Consider the following 13,572-nt stretch of genomic DNA (forward strand, 5'->3'; position numbering starts at 1 on the left):
CGGCCGGAGTTTTTTCTTACCAGCTCGCTTTTTTCACACCGGGAATCTGGCCTTTATGAGCCAGTTCCCTGAAAGCGATTCTGGACATTTTAAACTTCCTCATATATCCTCTCGGGCGCCCCGTTACCATGCAACGATTGTGGAGCCTTCCCGGTGCTGAATCTCTTGGCAGCTTGCTGAGTGCCTCGTAATCTCCTTTTTCTTTCAACTCGCGTCTAATATCAGCGTATTGTTCAACAAGCTGTTGGCGTTTTAACTCTTTTGCCACTTTTGACTTTTTAGCCAAGACACATAGCCTCCTTTTTAAATCGAAATTATTACGATTTAAAATGTATCATGCACCATTCAAAAAAGCAAGCATACCGCTTTGTAAAACAGACGGCCTGAAGCCGCCCGTTTCTAATGATGCAACTCCACATAATACAGTAACGCATCTTGATGCTTAATAAGCTCTTTTTTATGTTCAGAGGTGTGCATTGGCTCGTCAGTCCCTTTTATACTGCTGCCGATCAAAACAGGTTTCTCGAAAGAAATCGGTACCGCCGATGAAATATTCTGAGTCATTTCCTGTGTTGCGCTATCGTCACGTTTCACCGATGAACTGGCCGCTGTATTTCCCTGTTTATCAACAATGCCAAAATGAACAGTGCTGCGTTTAGTCTTTCCTTCTCCCTCTTCATTCTCAAAATAAACAAATTGTAATGTATCGGGTTTTTTCTCTGAATAATCTGCACTTACCGGACCAATCGTCTCAATAAGCTTTCCTTTTTGATAATGTTCGATGTACATGTCAGCTGAAGAAATACTTTCACTGATATTAACGGCTTCGGCAGTGAATGCCTGTGAAGCTGCAATATCCATTCTGTTTTTTTCAAGATCTGACATGTCCGCTGCTTTGATTTCCATCTGCTTTGAATGTCCGCATGCTGACAGCATAGCTATCAGGCAAATGACTGCTGCGCTTATCAATGTTTTCAGAAAAACAGCCCCCTTTATTTGAATATCATACCATGTTTGGGGGCTGTGTTTTACTTAAACTGACGCATTTTTCTCTTTGACAAAATAAGTGTTCCCGACGGCTTCTCCCCTTTTGTTCTGAAGCTTTCTCGTGCGCTCATTTTCAAACGGCAAAAGCGGAAACACAAGCTCTGCAAAATAATATGCTTCTTCTAAATGCGGATAGCCAGAGAATATAAACGATTCTATGCCGAGTGCCTGGTACTCCGCTATCCGGTCGGCAATAGTCTGCGGATCACCGACAAGAGCTGTTCCTGCCCCGCCCCTGACCAGGCCGATCCCCGCCCACAAATTCGGGCTGATTTCAAGCTTCGTCCGATCGCCTTGATGAAGGACCGCCATCCGCTGCTGGCCTGAAGAATCGTAACGGCTCAAAGCTGCCTGCGCTTTGGCAATGGTGTCATCATCCAAGTGGCTGATCAAGCGCTCAGCCGCTTCCCACGCCTCTTGTTCGGTTTCACGGGCAATGACATGCAGCCTAATGCCGAATCGAACGGATCTCCCTTCTTTTTCCGCCTGCTTTTTGACTCTCTCAATCTTTTCTTTTACTTGTTCAGGCGGCTCGCCCCACGTTAAATACACGTCTGTATGCTTTGCGGCAGCTTCAATCCCCGCCTGTGACGATCCTCCGAAATAGATAGGCGGATGCGGCGCTTGCTGCGGTGGGAAGAGCAGATTGCTGTTTTCCACTTTTATATGCTTTCCTTCATAGGAAACCGTTTCTCCCTGCAAAAGTCTCCGCCAAACGGTTAAAAATTCTTCTGTCGCTTCATAGCGTTCATCATGGCTGATAAACAGGCCATCTCCAGTCAGCTCGTACGGATCGCCTCCTGCCACAACATTGATCAGCAGCCGGCCGTCTGAAATGCGGTCTAAGGTAGATGTCATTCTGGCTGCTAGAGAAGGCTGCATTAAACCGGGTCTTACCGCGACTAAAAACTTTAAGTCCTTTGTTTCTCCTGCCAAAGCCGATGCTGTAAGCCATGGGTCCTCGCACGATCTTCCCGTCGGCAGAAGAACACCCGTATATCCCAGCCTGTCAGCCGCCTGCGCGACTTGTTTAAAGTAAAGATGATCCGCAGTCCGTCCATCGCTTTCAGATCCTAAATATCTCGCGTCTCCATGAGTCGGTATAAACCAAAGAATTTCCATATCCATCTCCCCTTTACGTATATTACCCTTCGTAACTGTTTCTCCACTTTAGCAGTTTTCGTTCAAGCAGCCTGACAAAGGAATCCGTCAGCTTTCCAACCACCGCAAAAATGATAATCCCGGCAAACACTTTGTTCGTTTGTGAAAACTGTCTTGCATCCATGATCATATAACCGACTCCTGAGCTTGAGCCCATCAGCTCTGCTACAACAAGTCCAAGCCATGCAATGCCGAGCGATAAGCGAATGCCGAGCAATATATTTGGCAGGGATGCCGGCAATATCACTTTGGAAATCTGCTGATGCCATTTAAATTCAAGCACCCGGGCGACTTCAAACAGCTTCGCGTCAACTCCGCGGATGCCGTTAAATGTATTGATATAGACAGGAAAAAAAGCACCGAGCGCAATCAGCAAAATTTTGGATACCTCATCAAAACCGAACCATAAAATAAACAGCGGCGTGACCGCCAGATGGGGAACGGTTCTGAGCATTTGCAATGACGGATCAAGATACAGCTCCGTCCGTTTGGAGAATCCGGCCAAAATCCCGATAATCAAGCCAAGCCCCGCGCCAAGCAAAAAACCAAGCGCCGCCCGATAGATGCTGATTTGCAGATGACCGAACAGCTCACCGGACAAAATAAGCTCTTTAAACGTCAGAACGATCGCAACGGGTGTGGGCAGCACTGTAGCGGACACTACCCCAAGGCCGCCGATGATTTGCCAGATGGCGATAATGACAGCGGGCAGCAAAAGCCCCTTCATCCAGCCGTATTTCATCCTTCGGGGCTTTTTTCGCACCGCTTCCGCATTCGTTTTCGGCAGCGAGCCTGCAGCCTCTGCTTTCATCATTGATCACCTCCTGAGGAATTTTCCTTTAACGCTTTTTTAATAAATGTGTTATCCACAACCTCTTTCACATCAATCTTCTTGTCTATCGCCTTCGTTCGATATTGAAAATCTGCTGTCTCCTGCTGTGCTTTCACAATGTCGTCACTGATGACCTCATTCAGAGGCTCAGTATTTTTCAACACATTTTCGACGACCTTTTTATCGAGACCTTTAATGTCTGCATACAAGTCAGCGGCTTCATCCAGATGTTCCTTTTGCCACACAACAGCCTTATTAAACACCTTCAGAAAACGGACCACTTCGTCCGGGTGCTCTTCGGCAAACTTTGTTCTTACTAAAGTAAAACCGGGTGAATATAAATCTGTGCTTTCCCCGTTCACAAGGATGTTTGCTCCGTGTTTGATTGTTTCTAAAGACAAGTACGGCTCCCAAATGGACCAGGCATCAACAGATCCGTTTTCAAACGCAGAGGCCGCTTCATCAGGCTGAAGCTGAATAATCGTCACATCATTAGCTGACAACCCCACTTGATCAAGTGCTTTATACAGAAAATCAAAACCGCTGCTGCCTTTGGCGACTGCAATTTTCTTCCCCTTTAAGTCCTTGACGTCCTGAATGCCGCTGTTTTGATTGACAAGGATGCCGTTTGCTTTCAATCCGTCCTGAGACAAACCGATTTCTTTAAAGTCAATGCCTGCCGCCTGTCCAGCGATCACAGGAGAATTGCCGACTTGAGAAAAATCAAGTTTGTCTGCCGCAAGTCCTTCAAATTGGGGCGGACCGCTTTGAAACTCCACCCATTTCACTTTGATGCCTTCTTTTTCAAATGCATCTTCAAACCAGCCTTTCTCCTTCGCAATCAAAAGCGGGCTTAAACTTTGCTGAATACCGATTCGAATTTCTTTCAATTGTTTGTTGTCACTGCTGGCTCCATTTGCTCCACAGCCTGCCAGCAGAAAAAAAACGGTAACCAATACAATGAGTCCTTTTTTCATTTCTGCTTCCGCCCTTTCTATATCCCTGATCCTTCAGCGTACTCTAGATCTTCTGTTTTCTCGAATTCCGACAGCACTTTCTGTCTGATCGCTTGGAAATCCGGAGTCGTCCGGTTTCGCGGATACGCCAGATGAATGGGCATCAGCTTATGGATGTTCCCCGGTTTGGCCTTAAGGATCGCAAGCTCATTTCCTAAATAAACAGATTCATCTATATCATGAGTCACGAGAATCATCGTTGTTTTTTTCCTCCTCCATATATCCAGCAACACGTCCTGCAGGTGTTTTCTAGTAAAAGCGTCGAGTGCACCAAACGGTTCATCTAAAAGCAGGACCTCAGGCTCCCGCAGAAGAGCCCGTGCGATAGCGACTCTTTGTGACATACCGCCTGACAGCTCGCGCGGGTATGCTTTCTCCGATCCTTTCAATCTGACAATCTCAATCAGTTCATCCACCTTCTGTTTGACTGTTGGATCTTTCAAGTTCAAATCGGCGGCAATATTCTGCTCAACCGTCAGCCATGGAAAGAGGCGGTGCTCCTGAAAAATAAATCCTTGCTGAATACCCGGAGCTGTTACGCTGCGTCCGTTAATTTCAACACTCCCGTCATAATCTGAATCAAGCCCCGCAATAATCTTTAACAGCGTGCTTTTTCCGCACCCGCTCGGTCCGATGAGCGTAAGAAATTCACCTGGTGCGATTGATAATTGAATGTTCTCCAAGACCGTTGTTTTGCGGCCCTCTTGAACGAATGTCTTTTCTTTGATGCTGATGGTCACAGCCACTTTTATCCCTCTCTTTCTGCCAACCCCGCCTTCTACAAAAACAAAAAGGCCCCCATCTCTGTTCGTTGTAGAGATGAGAGCCTTCGGCGGTCCGATCAGCTGCCCAATTGTTTTTTGTTTGAATATCATGTTAATTCAAACTATTCCGATGTGTCAACTCTTTTTTTCAAACAAGATTTTTGGCATTCTTGTTTATCACTTAATCTGCTTGATTCGCAAATAGAGAAGAAAAAATCATTTCTTCAAAAAACTTTTTCTCTCTTATAAGCTGTTATGACAAGGGTTTATCAACATTTTTAATACTTTATATCCCTTAATAGAAATGACTATTTTATAATAATTATAAAATAATATTGACTTTTTACTTAGAGATGATATTATGTTCTTATAAATTTCAAGAGGTGATGACATGAGTTCAAATAAACTGACAACTAGCTGGGGCGCTCCGGTTGGAGATAATCAAAATTCAATGACTGCCGGTTCTCGCGGACCAACTTTAATCCAAGATGTACATTTACTCGAAAAATTGGCCCATTTCAACAGAGAACGTGTTCCCGAACGTGTCGTTCACGCCAAAGGAGCAGGCGCACACGGATATTTTGAAGTGACAAATGATGTAACAAAATACACGAAAGCCGCTTTCCTTTCTGAAGTCGGCAAACGGACACCGTTGTTCATCCGTTTCTCAACAGTTGCCGGTGAACTTGGCTCGGCTGACACCGTTCGCGACCCGCGCGGATTTGCTGTTAAATTTTATACTGAAGAAGGAAACTACGACATCGTCGGTAACAATACACCGGTATTCTTCATCCGCGATGCGATTAAGTTCCCTGATTTCATCCATACACAAAAAAGAGATCCAAAAACACACTTGAAAAACCCTACAGCTGTATGGGATTTCTGGTCACTTTCACCAGAATCACTGCACCAAGTGACAATTCTGATGTCAGACCGCGGAATTCCTGCGACACTTCGCCACATGCACGGCTTCGGAAGCCATACATTCAAATGGACAAATGCCGAAGGCGAAGGCGTATGGATTAAATATCACTTTAAAACAGAACAAGGCGTAAAAAACCTTGATGTCAATACAGCAGCAAAAATTGCCGGTGAAAACCCTGATTACCATACAGAAGATCTTTTCAACGCAATTGAAAACGGTGATTTCCCTGCATGGAAACTATATGTGCAAATCATGCCTTTAGAAGATGCAAATACGTATCGCTTCGATCCGTTTGATGTCACAAAAGTTTGGTCTCAAAAAGACTATCCGTTAATCGAAGTCGGACGCATGGTTCTAGACAGAAATCCGGAAAACTACTTTGCAGAAGTAGAACAAGCGACATTCTCACCTGGAACACTCGTGCCTGGTATTGATGTTTCTCCAGATAAAATGCTTCAAGGCCGGCTGTTTGCTTATCATGATGCACACCGCTACCGTGTCGGTGCAAACCATCAAGCACTGCCAATCAACCGCGCACGCAACGAAGTGAACAATTATCAGCGTGACGGACAAATGCGTTTTGACAATAACGGCGGCGGATCTGTTTATTACGAGCCTAACAGCTTCGGCGGTCCGAAAGAGTCACCTGAGGATAAACAAGCAGCATATCCGGTACAAGGAATCGCTGACAGCGTAAGCTACGATCACAACGACCACTACACACAAGCCGGTGACCTCTATCGTTTAATGAGCGAAGATGAGCGTGCCCGCCTTGTTGAAAATATCGTAAACGCCATGAAGCCGGTAGAAAAAGAAGAAATCAAACTTCGCCAAATCGAGCATTTCTACAAAGCGGATCCAGAATACGGAAAACGCGTGGCAGAAGGCCTTGGATTGCCGATTAAAAAAGATGCTTAATAGAAATGTAAAAACCCGCTGTAATTAGCGGGTTTTTTTATATTTAGTTACGCACTGCCGTATGCTTCTTATCAATCTTCATATAAATTTCCTCCATAAGCTCCGCGCTGTTCATAATCTCTCGTTTATTTTTTTCAATCAGAAGATCAAGCGGCAAAATCTGATTCCCATATGTTTTTCGCTTCCTAAATCGTTTTCTCCCCTTCTCTTTTTTGATTCCCATCAATGATCCCTCCTTTTTCATACAAAAAAGGCCCTTATCTAAAAGATAAGAGCCTTCGGTGTCCCGATCAGCAAATACTGGAAATATTTATTAGCTATATTAAAACGTATTCCATTTCGCCTGTCAATCTATTATTTATACAGCTTGCTGCCTTGATTCACAAATTCTTCAGCTTTTTCTTTCATTCCCTCTTGAATGGCATCCCATTCACTAAGCTTTTTATTCTTCGCATAATCCCGAATATCCTGAGAAATTCTCATGCTGCAAAACTTCGGCCCGCACATTGAACAAAAGTGAGCGGTTTTTGCTCCTTCTGCCGGCAGTGTTTCATCATGATATTCAAGCGCTCTTTCCGGATCAAGAGATAAATTAAACTGGTCTCGCCAACGGAATTCAAAGCGGGCTTTCGATAACGCATCATCCCGTATTTGCGCTCCGGGATGCCCTTTTGCAAGATCTGCTGCGTGCGCAGCAATTTTATATGTAATGACCCCTTCACGAACATCATCACGGTTTGGCAGCCCCAAATGCTCCTTCGGCGTTACATAACAAAGCATTGCTGTCCCATACCAGCCGATCATCGCCGCTCCGATCGCTGAAGTAATATGGTCATAGCCCGGCGCAATATCTGTCGTCAGCGGCCCCAATGTGTAAAAAGGCGCTTCTTTGCAAATGTCCATTTGTTTATCGACGTTCTCTTTGATTTTATGCATCGGCACATGCCCCGGTCCCTCAATCATCACCTGAACATCATGCTTCCAGGCAATTTGCGTCAGTTCTCCGAGGGTCTCTAATTCAGCAAATTGCGCTTCGTCATTGGCATCAGCGATTGATCCGGGGCGAAGCCCGTCCCCAAGAGAAAAAGCAATATCATACGTTTTCATGATTTCACAGATTTCTTCAAAATGAGTATACAAAAAGCTTTCCTGATGATGGGCCAGACACCACTGTGCCATAATCGCTCCCCCGCGTGACACGATTCCTGTTGTCCGTTTGGCGGTTAGCGGGACATACCGCAGCAAAACACCCGCGTGAATCGTAAAATAATCCACTCCCTGCTCTGCCTGCTCGATCAGCGTATCACGGTAAATCTCCCACGTTAAATCCTCCGCTACACCGTTTACTTTTTCAAGCGCCTGATAAATCGGAACAGTTCCCACAGGCACAGGGCAATTGCGAATAATCCATTCACGCGTCGTATGAATATCTTTTCCGGTAGATAGATCCATCATCGTATCCGCTCCCCAGCGGATGGCCCACGTCATTTTTTCCACTTCTTCTTCAATTGATGACGTAACCGCTGAATTCCCGATATTCGCATTAATCTTCACATGGAAATTCCGGCCAATAATCATCGGTTCACTTTCAGGGTGATTAATATTTGAAGGAATGATCGCCCGGCCGCTTGCTACCTCATCTCTGACAAATTCGGGAGATACATGCTCGCGAATGGCGATAAACTCCATCTCAGGTGTAATGATCCCCTTTTTGGCATAATGCATTTGGGTGACATTTTGACCCGCTTTCGCCCGCAGCGGTTTCCGCTTTAGTTCTGGGTAGCTTATGTTTGGGATTGCCTTTTTATAACCGTTATCTTCTGGTTTTATAGTCCGTCCTTCATATTCTTCCACATCGTTACGCTCTGTGATCCATTTTTGGCGGAGCGGCTTTAATCCTTCTTGAATATTAATGGTCACATCAGGGTCCGTATACGGTCCGCTTGTATCATAGACACGCACAGGTGCGTTTTCCTCTTCGCCGAACGATCCTGTCGTCGGACTTAAGGCGATTTCCCTCATCGGCACTTGGATGTCCGAGGAAGAACCCTCCACGTATACTTTCTTACTCCCCGAAAAACTCGACATAATGGAAATGTTGGCTTGCTGCACTGAATCGTTTTGCATCATTGATCCTTCCCCTCTCTCGTTTGAAAGGACAAAATCAAGCCCATAACCAGCACAAAAAACCGGATTCAAGTGAATGAACCCGGTTACAGTCAGAAAGAAACATATTATTGCCCAGCACGACAATAATAAAAACAATTCCTCTACTTCCCCACGCTGGTACGAACCAGATCAGGTCCAAAGGGTTAAGAAGCTTACCTTCTCTCTCAGCCCGAAAACGGGCACCCCCAGTAACTATTGATTTCGGACTCATCTTAACATAAAACCAATCGAAAAAAAAGAGGAATATAGAAAATATTCAGCTAATTCAACCCAAATATTTGGCCCGCAGCGGGATTTCAGAAATCTCATGTTCACCCCTCATCACCCGATATGCCTTTGCACCCGGTCTTGAACTCACAGTCTGAAACAGCTGATCAATTATGAAATGGAGAGCCGCTCCATCGTCCGCCGCATAGCCATCGCACAAGAATTCGTTAGATATCAACTGATGGTATATCGGCCTCCGGTTCTTTTCACCGTCATAATGAGGACAAAAGCTCCCTTGCAAAAAACCTAAACTTTTCATACTTGTCAGCGGTCCTGCCGAATCTGTCACTCCTTCTTCAAACCAGCAGATCGCACCGGCACTTAATCCAGCTAAAATCACCCCGTTCTTCCATGCCTCTCTGAGAATAAGATCCAGCCCCCATTCCTTCCACAGCACAAGCATATTCCGCGTATTTCCCCCGCCAACATAAATCACGTCCTTTTCCATAACAAAAGAAATGAAGTCTGTTGTCGGCGGCTTAAATAAGGATAAATGAGACGGCACACAATCCAGTGTTTGAAAAGCATGATAAAACCGCTGAATATAGTTTTGGGAATCACCGCTCGCCGTCGGCAAAAAACAAATGCGAGGCGACTTCCGTCCCGATTGATTGATGATATATTGATCGAGGGACAAATTTTCCGGTTCCATCGAAAAACCCCCGCCGCCCATCGCAATAATCTGTTTCATCATCCCACTCCCCGAAAAAATTTGTTAATCATTATAGCATTTTGTATAAATCCATGAAACAAGGCTAAATACTTCTCAATAGGAAGATCTAAAAGATAAAACCCACTAACAGGCGGTGAAGGCATTGAACGATTTTTCAACCCCAATCATACCTATAATGATTCTTGATTGCTTAACGACAATACAAATCATCATTAAAAAGTACACTGTCGCAATAACGGAAACTGCAAACCCCAACCTCCGAACAGCGTTGCATGATCAATTAGATGCAGCTGTTCATCTGCATGGGGAACTATCTGAACTTCTGATGGAAAAAGGCTGGCTCCTGAGTAAACCATTTCAAATCGATTTGCTTTTATCTTGCAGAGAACTGTAACAAAGTCACAAAAAAAGACGGAATCTCATCTTTCAGATCCCGTCTCTCCCTTTTATTGCTCCACTCTTCTTAAAGCCTCGTTTACCGTTTCTTTTATAAACGCGTCTTCACCGCTTAATCGGTCTAAACTGAGATCGCCGTTTCTCAGCCTTTCGGAAATATTGTTTATATCCTCCTCTACCGTGATTTGCAGCTCACCAGCCAAAAACATTCTGTGTAATTCATCAGCAACCATACTTTCTTTATCCATTTCAATCCGCTCCTTTGCTTTCAATAGTATTCTTAGTCTGTCCCTAGGCCGGACGAATAATAGGTAAAAAGTATGAATCAAATGAATCTTTTTTCTTCCTTCTTACGTATATCTGTTGAGAAAAAGAAAAAGGGGAAGATCTAACATGTCATTTTTTAAGAAGCTTGCAGCAAGTGCCGGTATCGGTGCTGCAAAAGTAGATACAATTTTAGAGAAAGACGCATATTATCCAGGAGAAGAAGTACGGGGAACTGTCCATGTCAAAGGCGGGAAAATCGCTCAGGACATCCGTTATATTGATTTACAGCTTAACACACGGTACGTCATTGTAAAAGACGATGAAGAACACCGGAAATACGCTACAATTCATTCTTTTCAGGTCACTGGTTCATTCACCATTCAGCCTGGAGAAGAGCATCAATTTCCGTTCTCATTCACCCTCCCTCTTGATACACCAATTACTGTAGGGAAAGTAGAGGTCGCCGTGGTGACAGACCTTGATATACAAGGCGGTATCGATAAATCCGATCAAGACCGCATTTTCGTTGAAGCGCACCCTTGGATTGAAAGTGTGCTGGAAGCAATCGAAAACCTAGGTTTCCGTCTTAACGAAGCAGATTGTGAACAAGCGCCCTACTTCCAGCGCCGTCTTCCATTCGTTCAAGAATTCGAGTTCGTTCCGACTTCCGGATATTATCGTCAGATGTTTGATGAATTAGAGCTCATTTTCCTTTTAGACGAAAACGGTTTAGAAATCATTTTCGAAGTCGACCGCAGGGCAAGAGGCCTACGAGGATGGCTGGAAGAGATGTATAATGACGGAGAACAGCTTGTACGCGTCCGTTTCAGCCAATCAGAGCTTGAAGATGCAGAAGAGCTTAAAGAGGTACTAGAAGAGATCATAGACCAATACGCTGAGTGAATGGTAAAAAGGAGCCTCAATTAAGATAGGCTCCTTTTCTTTGATAAAAAATAAAAACCCGTTTCTGTATAAGAAACAGGTTTTTTTCAGTATACCGGTGGTCGGGGTCGAACCGACACTCCAGAAGGAACACGATTTTGAGTCGTGCGCGTCTGCCAATTCCGCCACACCGGCAAGTTTTACGTCGTATCTAACCGACGAATATAAATATATCATGGATCTTACAAAGTGTCAACGTATTTCAAAAAAGTTTTTTTGAAAATATAAAATAAAAAAGGATTAAGAGACTTAACTAAACATAATAACTCAAGCAGCTTTATGATCATGTATCGGAACGTAACTTAGCTGCATAAATCAAAACAATAAAAAAATGATCTACACAAGTAGATCATTAATATGATTAGTTATAATGATAAAACACAAACACCAATTCAACTTACCATGTAAGTAAAATTGGTGCCGAGGGCCGGACTTGAACCGGCACGGTAGTCACCTACCGCAGGATTTTAAGTCCTGTGTGTCTGCCAATTCCACCACCCCGGCAAAAGAAAGGCGACACCCGGATTCGAACCGGGGATAAAGGTTTTGCAGACCTCTGCCTTACCACTTGGCTATGCCGCCGTAATTGGAGCGGAAGACGGGATTCGAACCCGCGACCCCCACCTTGGCAAGGTGGTGTTCTACCACTGAACTACTTCCGCATCTTAAGGGACTTCATACATCATATGCAATTAATATAAAAAGTGAGACTGGGCTAGCTGGATTCGAACCAACGCATGACGGAGTCAAAGTCCGTTGCCTTACCGCTTGGCTATAGCCCAATGATAATATGGGGCGATTGATGGGAATCGAACCCACGAGTGCCAGAGCCACAATCTGGTGCGTTAACCACTTCGCCACAACCGCCATAATCTCAAGATGTCATAAATTTGGCAGGGGCAGTAGGAATCGAACCCACACCGGAGGTTTTGGAGACCTCTGTTCTACCGTTAAACTATGCCCCTATAAATGGTGGAGGGGGGCAGATTCGAACTGCCGAACCCTGAGGGAGCGGATTTACAGTCCGCCGCGTTTAGCCACTTCGCTACCCCTCCACATTAAGTTTTGAAAAAACAGTGCCGGCAAGAGGACTTGAACCCCCAACCTACTGATTACAAGTCAGTTGCTCTACCAATTGAGCTACACCGGCATAGGTGGTGGCTCGGGACGGAATCGAACCGCCGACACACGGATTTTCAGTCCGTTGCTCTACCAACTGAGCTACCGAGCCTTATTATTTAAATGGCGGTCCGGACGGGACTCGAACCCGCGACCTCCTGCGTGACAGGCAGGCATTCTAACCAACTGAACTACCGGACCATATTTGTATAAAATGATTTCGGCTGCACCCTTCGGGCACTTCTTATATCATTTATATATTTGGTTGCGGGGGCAGGATTTGAACCTGCGACCTTCGGGTTATGAGCCCGACGAGCTACCGAACTGCTCCACCCCGCGATGATAATGGTGGAGGATGACGGGCTCGAACCGCCGACCCTCTGCTTGTAAGGCAGATGCTCTCCCAGCTGAGCTAATCCTCCATCATATAATGACCCGTACGGGATTCGAACCCGTGTTACCGCCGTGAAAGGGCGGTGTCTTAACCGCTTGACCAACGGGCCCAGACTTTCAAATGTAATTATGTATAAGTATCAGTGGCGGAGAGCAAGGGATTCGAACCCTTGAGACGGAGTTGACCGCCTACACGATTTCCAATCGTGCTCCTTCGACCACTCGGACAGCTCTCCAATAATGGCTCCGCAGGTAGGATTCGAACCTACGACCGATCGGTTAACAGCCGATAGCTCTACCACTGAGCTACTGCGGAATGAAGTCTGCCTGGCGATGTCCTACTCTCACAGGGGGAAACCCCCGACTACCATCGGCGCTGAAGAGCTTAACTTCCGTGTTCGGTATGGGAACGGGTGTGACCTCTTCGCCATCATCACCAGACAATTTCAGTGACATTTAACATTATACTATGTATTCTTGAGAAAATCAAGTGTTTTTTTGAAAAAACTTATTCTCTCAAAACTAGATAACAGGTGTGACATCATTCAAAAATGTAGGTTAAGTCCTCGATCGATTAGTATCTGTCAGCTCCATGTGTCGCCACACTTCCACCTCAGACCTATCAACCTGATCATCTTTCAGGGATCTTACTTCCTTGCGGAATGGGAAATCTCATCTTGAGG

The 13,572-nt window shown here is 45.1% G+C and carries 12 protein-coding genes, 16 tRNA genes, 2 rRNA genes, 1 pseudogene and 1 riboswitch; of the genes and pseudogenes, 3 read left to right on the top strand and 28 right to left on the bottom strand.

What is annotated here, in order from left to right; translation table 11 throughout:
• Positions 1-16: 16 nt before the first annotated feature.
• The 6 genes from rpsN to AC0DBE_RS19540 all read right to left on the bottom strand — a co-directional run bounded on the left by rpsN (position 17) and on the right by AC0DBE_RS19540 (position 4,802).
• A complete protein-coding gene (gene rpsN, locus AC0DBE_RS19515; RefSeq protein ID WP_061188229.1) occupies positions 17-286 on the bottom strand; it encodes a 30S ribosomal protein S14 in 270 nt (89 codons plus the stop codon).
• Positions 287-399: 113 nt separating this feature from the next.
• Positions 400-936: a hypothetical protein gene (locus AC0DBE_RS19520; protein WP_061188404.1), complete on the bottom strand. Its 537-nt coding sequence runs from the start codon at positions 934-936 to the stop codon at positions 400-402.
• Between the two features lie 96 nt (positions 937-1,032).
• The gene (gene ssuD / locus AC0DBE_RS19525) at positions 1,033-2,169 is read right to left on the bottom strand and encodes an FMNH2-dependent alkanesulfonate monooxygenase (RefSeq protein ID WP_072565978.1); all 1,137 of its coding nucleotides are present in this window, start codon (positions 2,167-2,169) and stop codon (positions 1,033-1,035) included.
• 22 nt (positions 2,170-2,191) lie between these two features.
• Positions 2,192-3,022, bottom strand: a complete 831-nt coding sequence (locus tag AC0DBE_RS19530; RefSeq protein ID WP_072183475.1) for an ABC transporter permease — start codon at positions 3,020-3,022, stop codon at positions 2,192-2,194.
• Positions 3,019-4,017 carry an aliphatic sulfonate ABC transporter substrate-binding protein gene (locus AC0DBE_RS19535; protein ID WP_072565976.1) on the bottom strand — a complete coding sequence of 333 codons (999 nt, stop codon included), beginning with the start codon at positions 4,015-4,017 and terminating at the stop codon, positions 3,019-3,021. Before AC0DBE_RS19535 ends, AC0DBE_RS19530 begins: the two co-directional genes overlap by 4 nt.
• Before the next feature lie 17 nt (positions 4,018-4,034).
• Entirely contained in the window at positions 4,035-4,802 is a 768-nt protein-coding gene (locus AC0DBE_RS19540) for an ABC transporter ATP-binding protein (protein WP_061188402.1), read from the bottom strand.
• A 409-nt stretch (positions 4,803-5,211) separates the two neighbouring features.
• On the opposite strand from AC0DBE_RS19540, the gene katA reads away from it, so the two are divergent.
• Positions 5,212-6,663, top strand: coding sequence for a catalase KatA (gene katA / locus AC0DBE_RS19545; protein ID WP_003239645.1), 1,452 nt, complete (start codon positions 5,212-5,214; stop codon positions 6,661-6,663).
• Positions 6,664-6,687: 24 nt separating this feature from the next.
• Here the strand turns inward: katA and AC0DBE_RS19550 are convergent.
• The 3 genes and pseudogenes from AC0DBE_RS19550 to AC0DBE_RS19560 form a co-directional block, all read right to left on the bottom strand.
• Positions 6,688-6,886, bottom strand: a pseudogene (locus tag AC0DBE_RS19550) (FbpB family small basic protein).
• A gap of 131 nt (positions 6,887-7,017) precedes the next feature.
• Positions 7,018-8,790 (bottom strand): phosphomethylpyrimidine synthase ThiC, encoded by a 1,773-nt coding sequence (thiC, locus tag AC0DBE_RS19555; protein WP_327816315.1) that lies wholly within the window; start codon positions 8,788-8,790, stop codon positions 7,018-7,020.
• A gap of 131 nt (positions 8,791-8,921) precedes the next feature.
• A riboswitch (TPP riboswitch) is annotated at positions 8,922-9,029 on the bottom strand.
• Positions 9,030-9,097: 68 nt separating this feature from the next.
• On the bottom strand, positions 9,098-9,790 hold the full coding sequence (locus AC0DBE_RS19560; protein WP_472963439.1) for a Type 1 glutamine amidotransferase-like domain-containing protein: 693 nt from the start codon (positions 9,788-9,790) through the stop codon (positions 9,098-9,100).
• Between the two features lie 115 nt (positions 9,791-9,905).
• On the opposite strand from AC0DBE_RS19560, the gene AC0DBE_RS19565 reads away from it, so the two are divergent.
• Positions 9,906-10,166, top strand: a complete 261-nt coding sequence (locus AC0DBE_RS19565; RefSeq protein ID WP_472963441.1) for a spore coat protein — start codon at positions 9,906-9,908, stop codon at positions 10,164-10,166.
• Between the two features lie 52 nt (positions 10,167-10,218).
• Here the strand turns inward: AC0DBE_RS19565 and AC0DBE_RS19570 are convergent, their stop codons facing one another.
• Positions 10,219-10,422, bottom strand: coding sequence for a hypothetical protein (locus AC0DBE_RS19570; protein WP_072566821.1), 204 nt, complete (start codon positions 10,420-10,422; stop codon positions 10,219-10,221).
• Between the two features lie 139 nt (positions 10,423-10,561).
• Here AC0DBE_RS19570 and spo0M point away from each other — a divergent pair, with 139 nt between their 5' ends.
• On the top strand, positions 10,562-11,338 hold the full coding sequence (gene spo0M, locus AC0DBE_RS19575; RefSeq protein WP_472963444.1) for a sporulation control protein Spo0M: 777 nt from the start codon (positions 10,562-10,564) through the stop codon (positions 11,336-11,338).
• A gap of 92 nt (positions 11,339-11,430) precedes the next feature.
• On the opposite strand, the gene AC0DBE_RS19580 is transcribed toward spo0M, so the two are convergent.
• The 18 genes from AC0DBE_RS19580 to AC0DBE_RS19665 all read right to left on the bottom strand — a co-directional run.
• Positions 11,431-11,512, bottom strand: a tRNA-Leu gene (locus AC0DBE_RS19580).
• A 280-nt stretch (positions 11,513-11,792) separates the two neighbouring features.
• A tRNA-Leu gene (locus tag AC0DBE_RS19585) sits at positions 11,793-11,881 on the bottom strand.
• Between the two features lie 7 nt (positions 11,882-11,888).
• A tRNA-Cys gene (locus tag AC0DBE_RS19590) sits at positions 11,889-11,959 on the bottom strand.
• 5 nt (positions 11,960-11,964) lie between these two features.
• Positions 11,965-12,039: transfer RNA gene (locus tag AC0DBE_RS19595), tRNA-Gly, on the bottom strand.
• A gap of 48 nt (positions 12,040-12,087) precedes the next feature.
• Positions 12,088-12,159: transfer RNA gene (locus AC0DBE_RS19600), tRNA-Gln, on the bottom strand.
• A 9-nt stretch (positions 12,160-12,168) separates the two neighbouring features.
• Positions 12,169-12,244: transfer RNA gene (locus tag AC0DBE_RS19605), tRNA-His, on the bottom strand.
• Between the two features lie 24 nt (positions 12,245-12,268).
• Positions 12,269-12,342 (bottom strand) — tRNA-Trp (locus AC0DBE_RS19610).
• Between the two features lie 5 nt (positions 12,343-12,347).
• Positions 12,348-12,432 (bottom strand) — tRNA-Tyr (locus AC0DBE_RS19615).
• Between the two features lie 22 nt (positions 12,433-12,454).
• Positions 12,455-12,527: transfer RNA gene (locus AC0DBE_RS19620), tRNA-Thr, on the bottom strand.
• Between the two features lie 5 nt (positions 12,528-12,532).
• Positions 12,533-12,608 (bottom strand) — tRNA-Phe (locus AC0DBE_RS19625).
• A 12-nt stretch (positions 12,609-12,620) separates the two neighbouring features.
• Positions 12,621-12,697, bottom strand: a tRNA-Asp gene (locus tag AC0DBE_RS19630).
• A 61-nt stretch (positions 12,698-12,758) separates the two neighbouring features.
• Positions 12,759-12,835: transfer RNA gene (locus AC0DBE_RS19635), tRNA-Met, on the bottom strand.
• A 7-nt stretch (positions 12,836-12,842) separates the two neighbouring features.
• Positions 12,843-12,918, bottom strand: a tRNA-Val gene (locus tag AC0DBE_RS19640).
• Positions 12,919-12,927: 9 nt separating this feature from the next.
• Positions 12,928-12,999 (bottom strand) — tRNA-Glu (locus tag AC0DBE_RS19645).
• Between the two features lie 34 nt (positions 13,000-13,033).
• Positions 13,034-13,125, bottom strand: a tRNA-Ser gene (locus AC0DBE_RS19650).
• Between the two features lie 5 nt (positions 13,126-13,130).
• Positions 13,131-13,205: transfer RNA gene (locus AC0DBE_RS19655), tRNA-Asn, on the bottom strand.
• 9 nt (positions 13,206-13,214) lie between these two features.
• Positions 13,215-13,330: ribosomal RNA gene (rrf, locus tag AC0DBE_RS19660) — 5S ribosomal RNA — on the bottom strand.
• 113 nt (positions 13,331-13,443) lie between these two features.
• Positions 13,444-13,572 (bottom strand): 23S ribosomal RNA (locus AC0DBE_RS19665); the annotation flags it as partial.

Source organism: Bacillus sp. VA15, assembly GCF_055721145.1.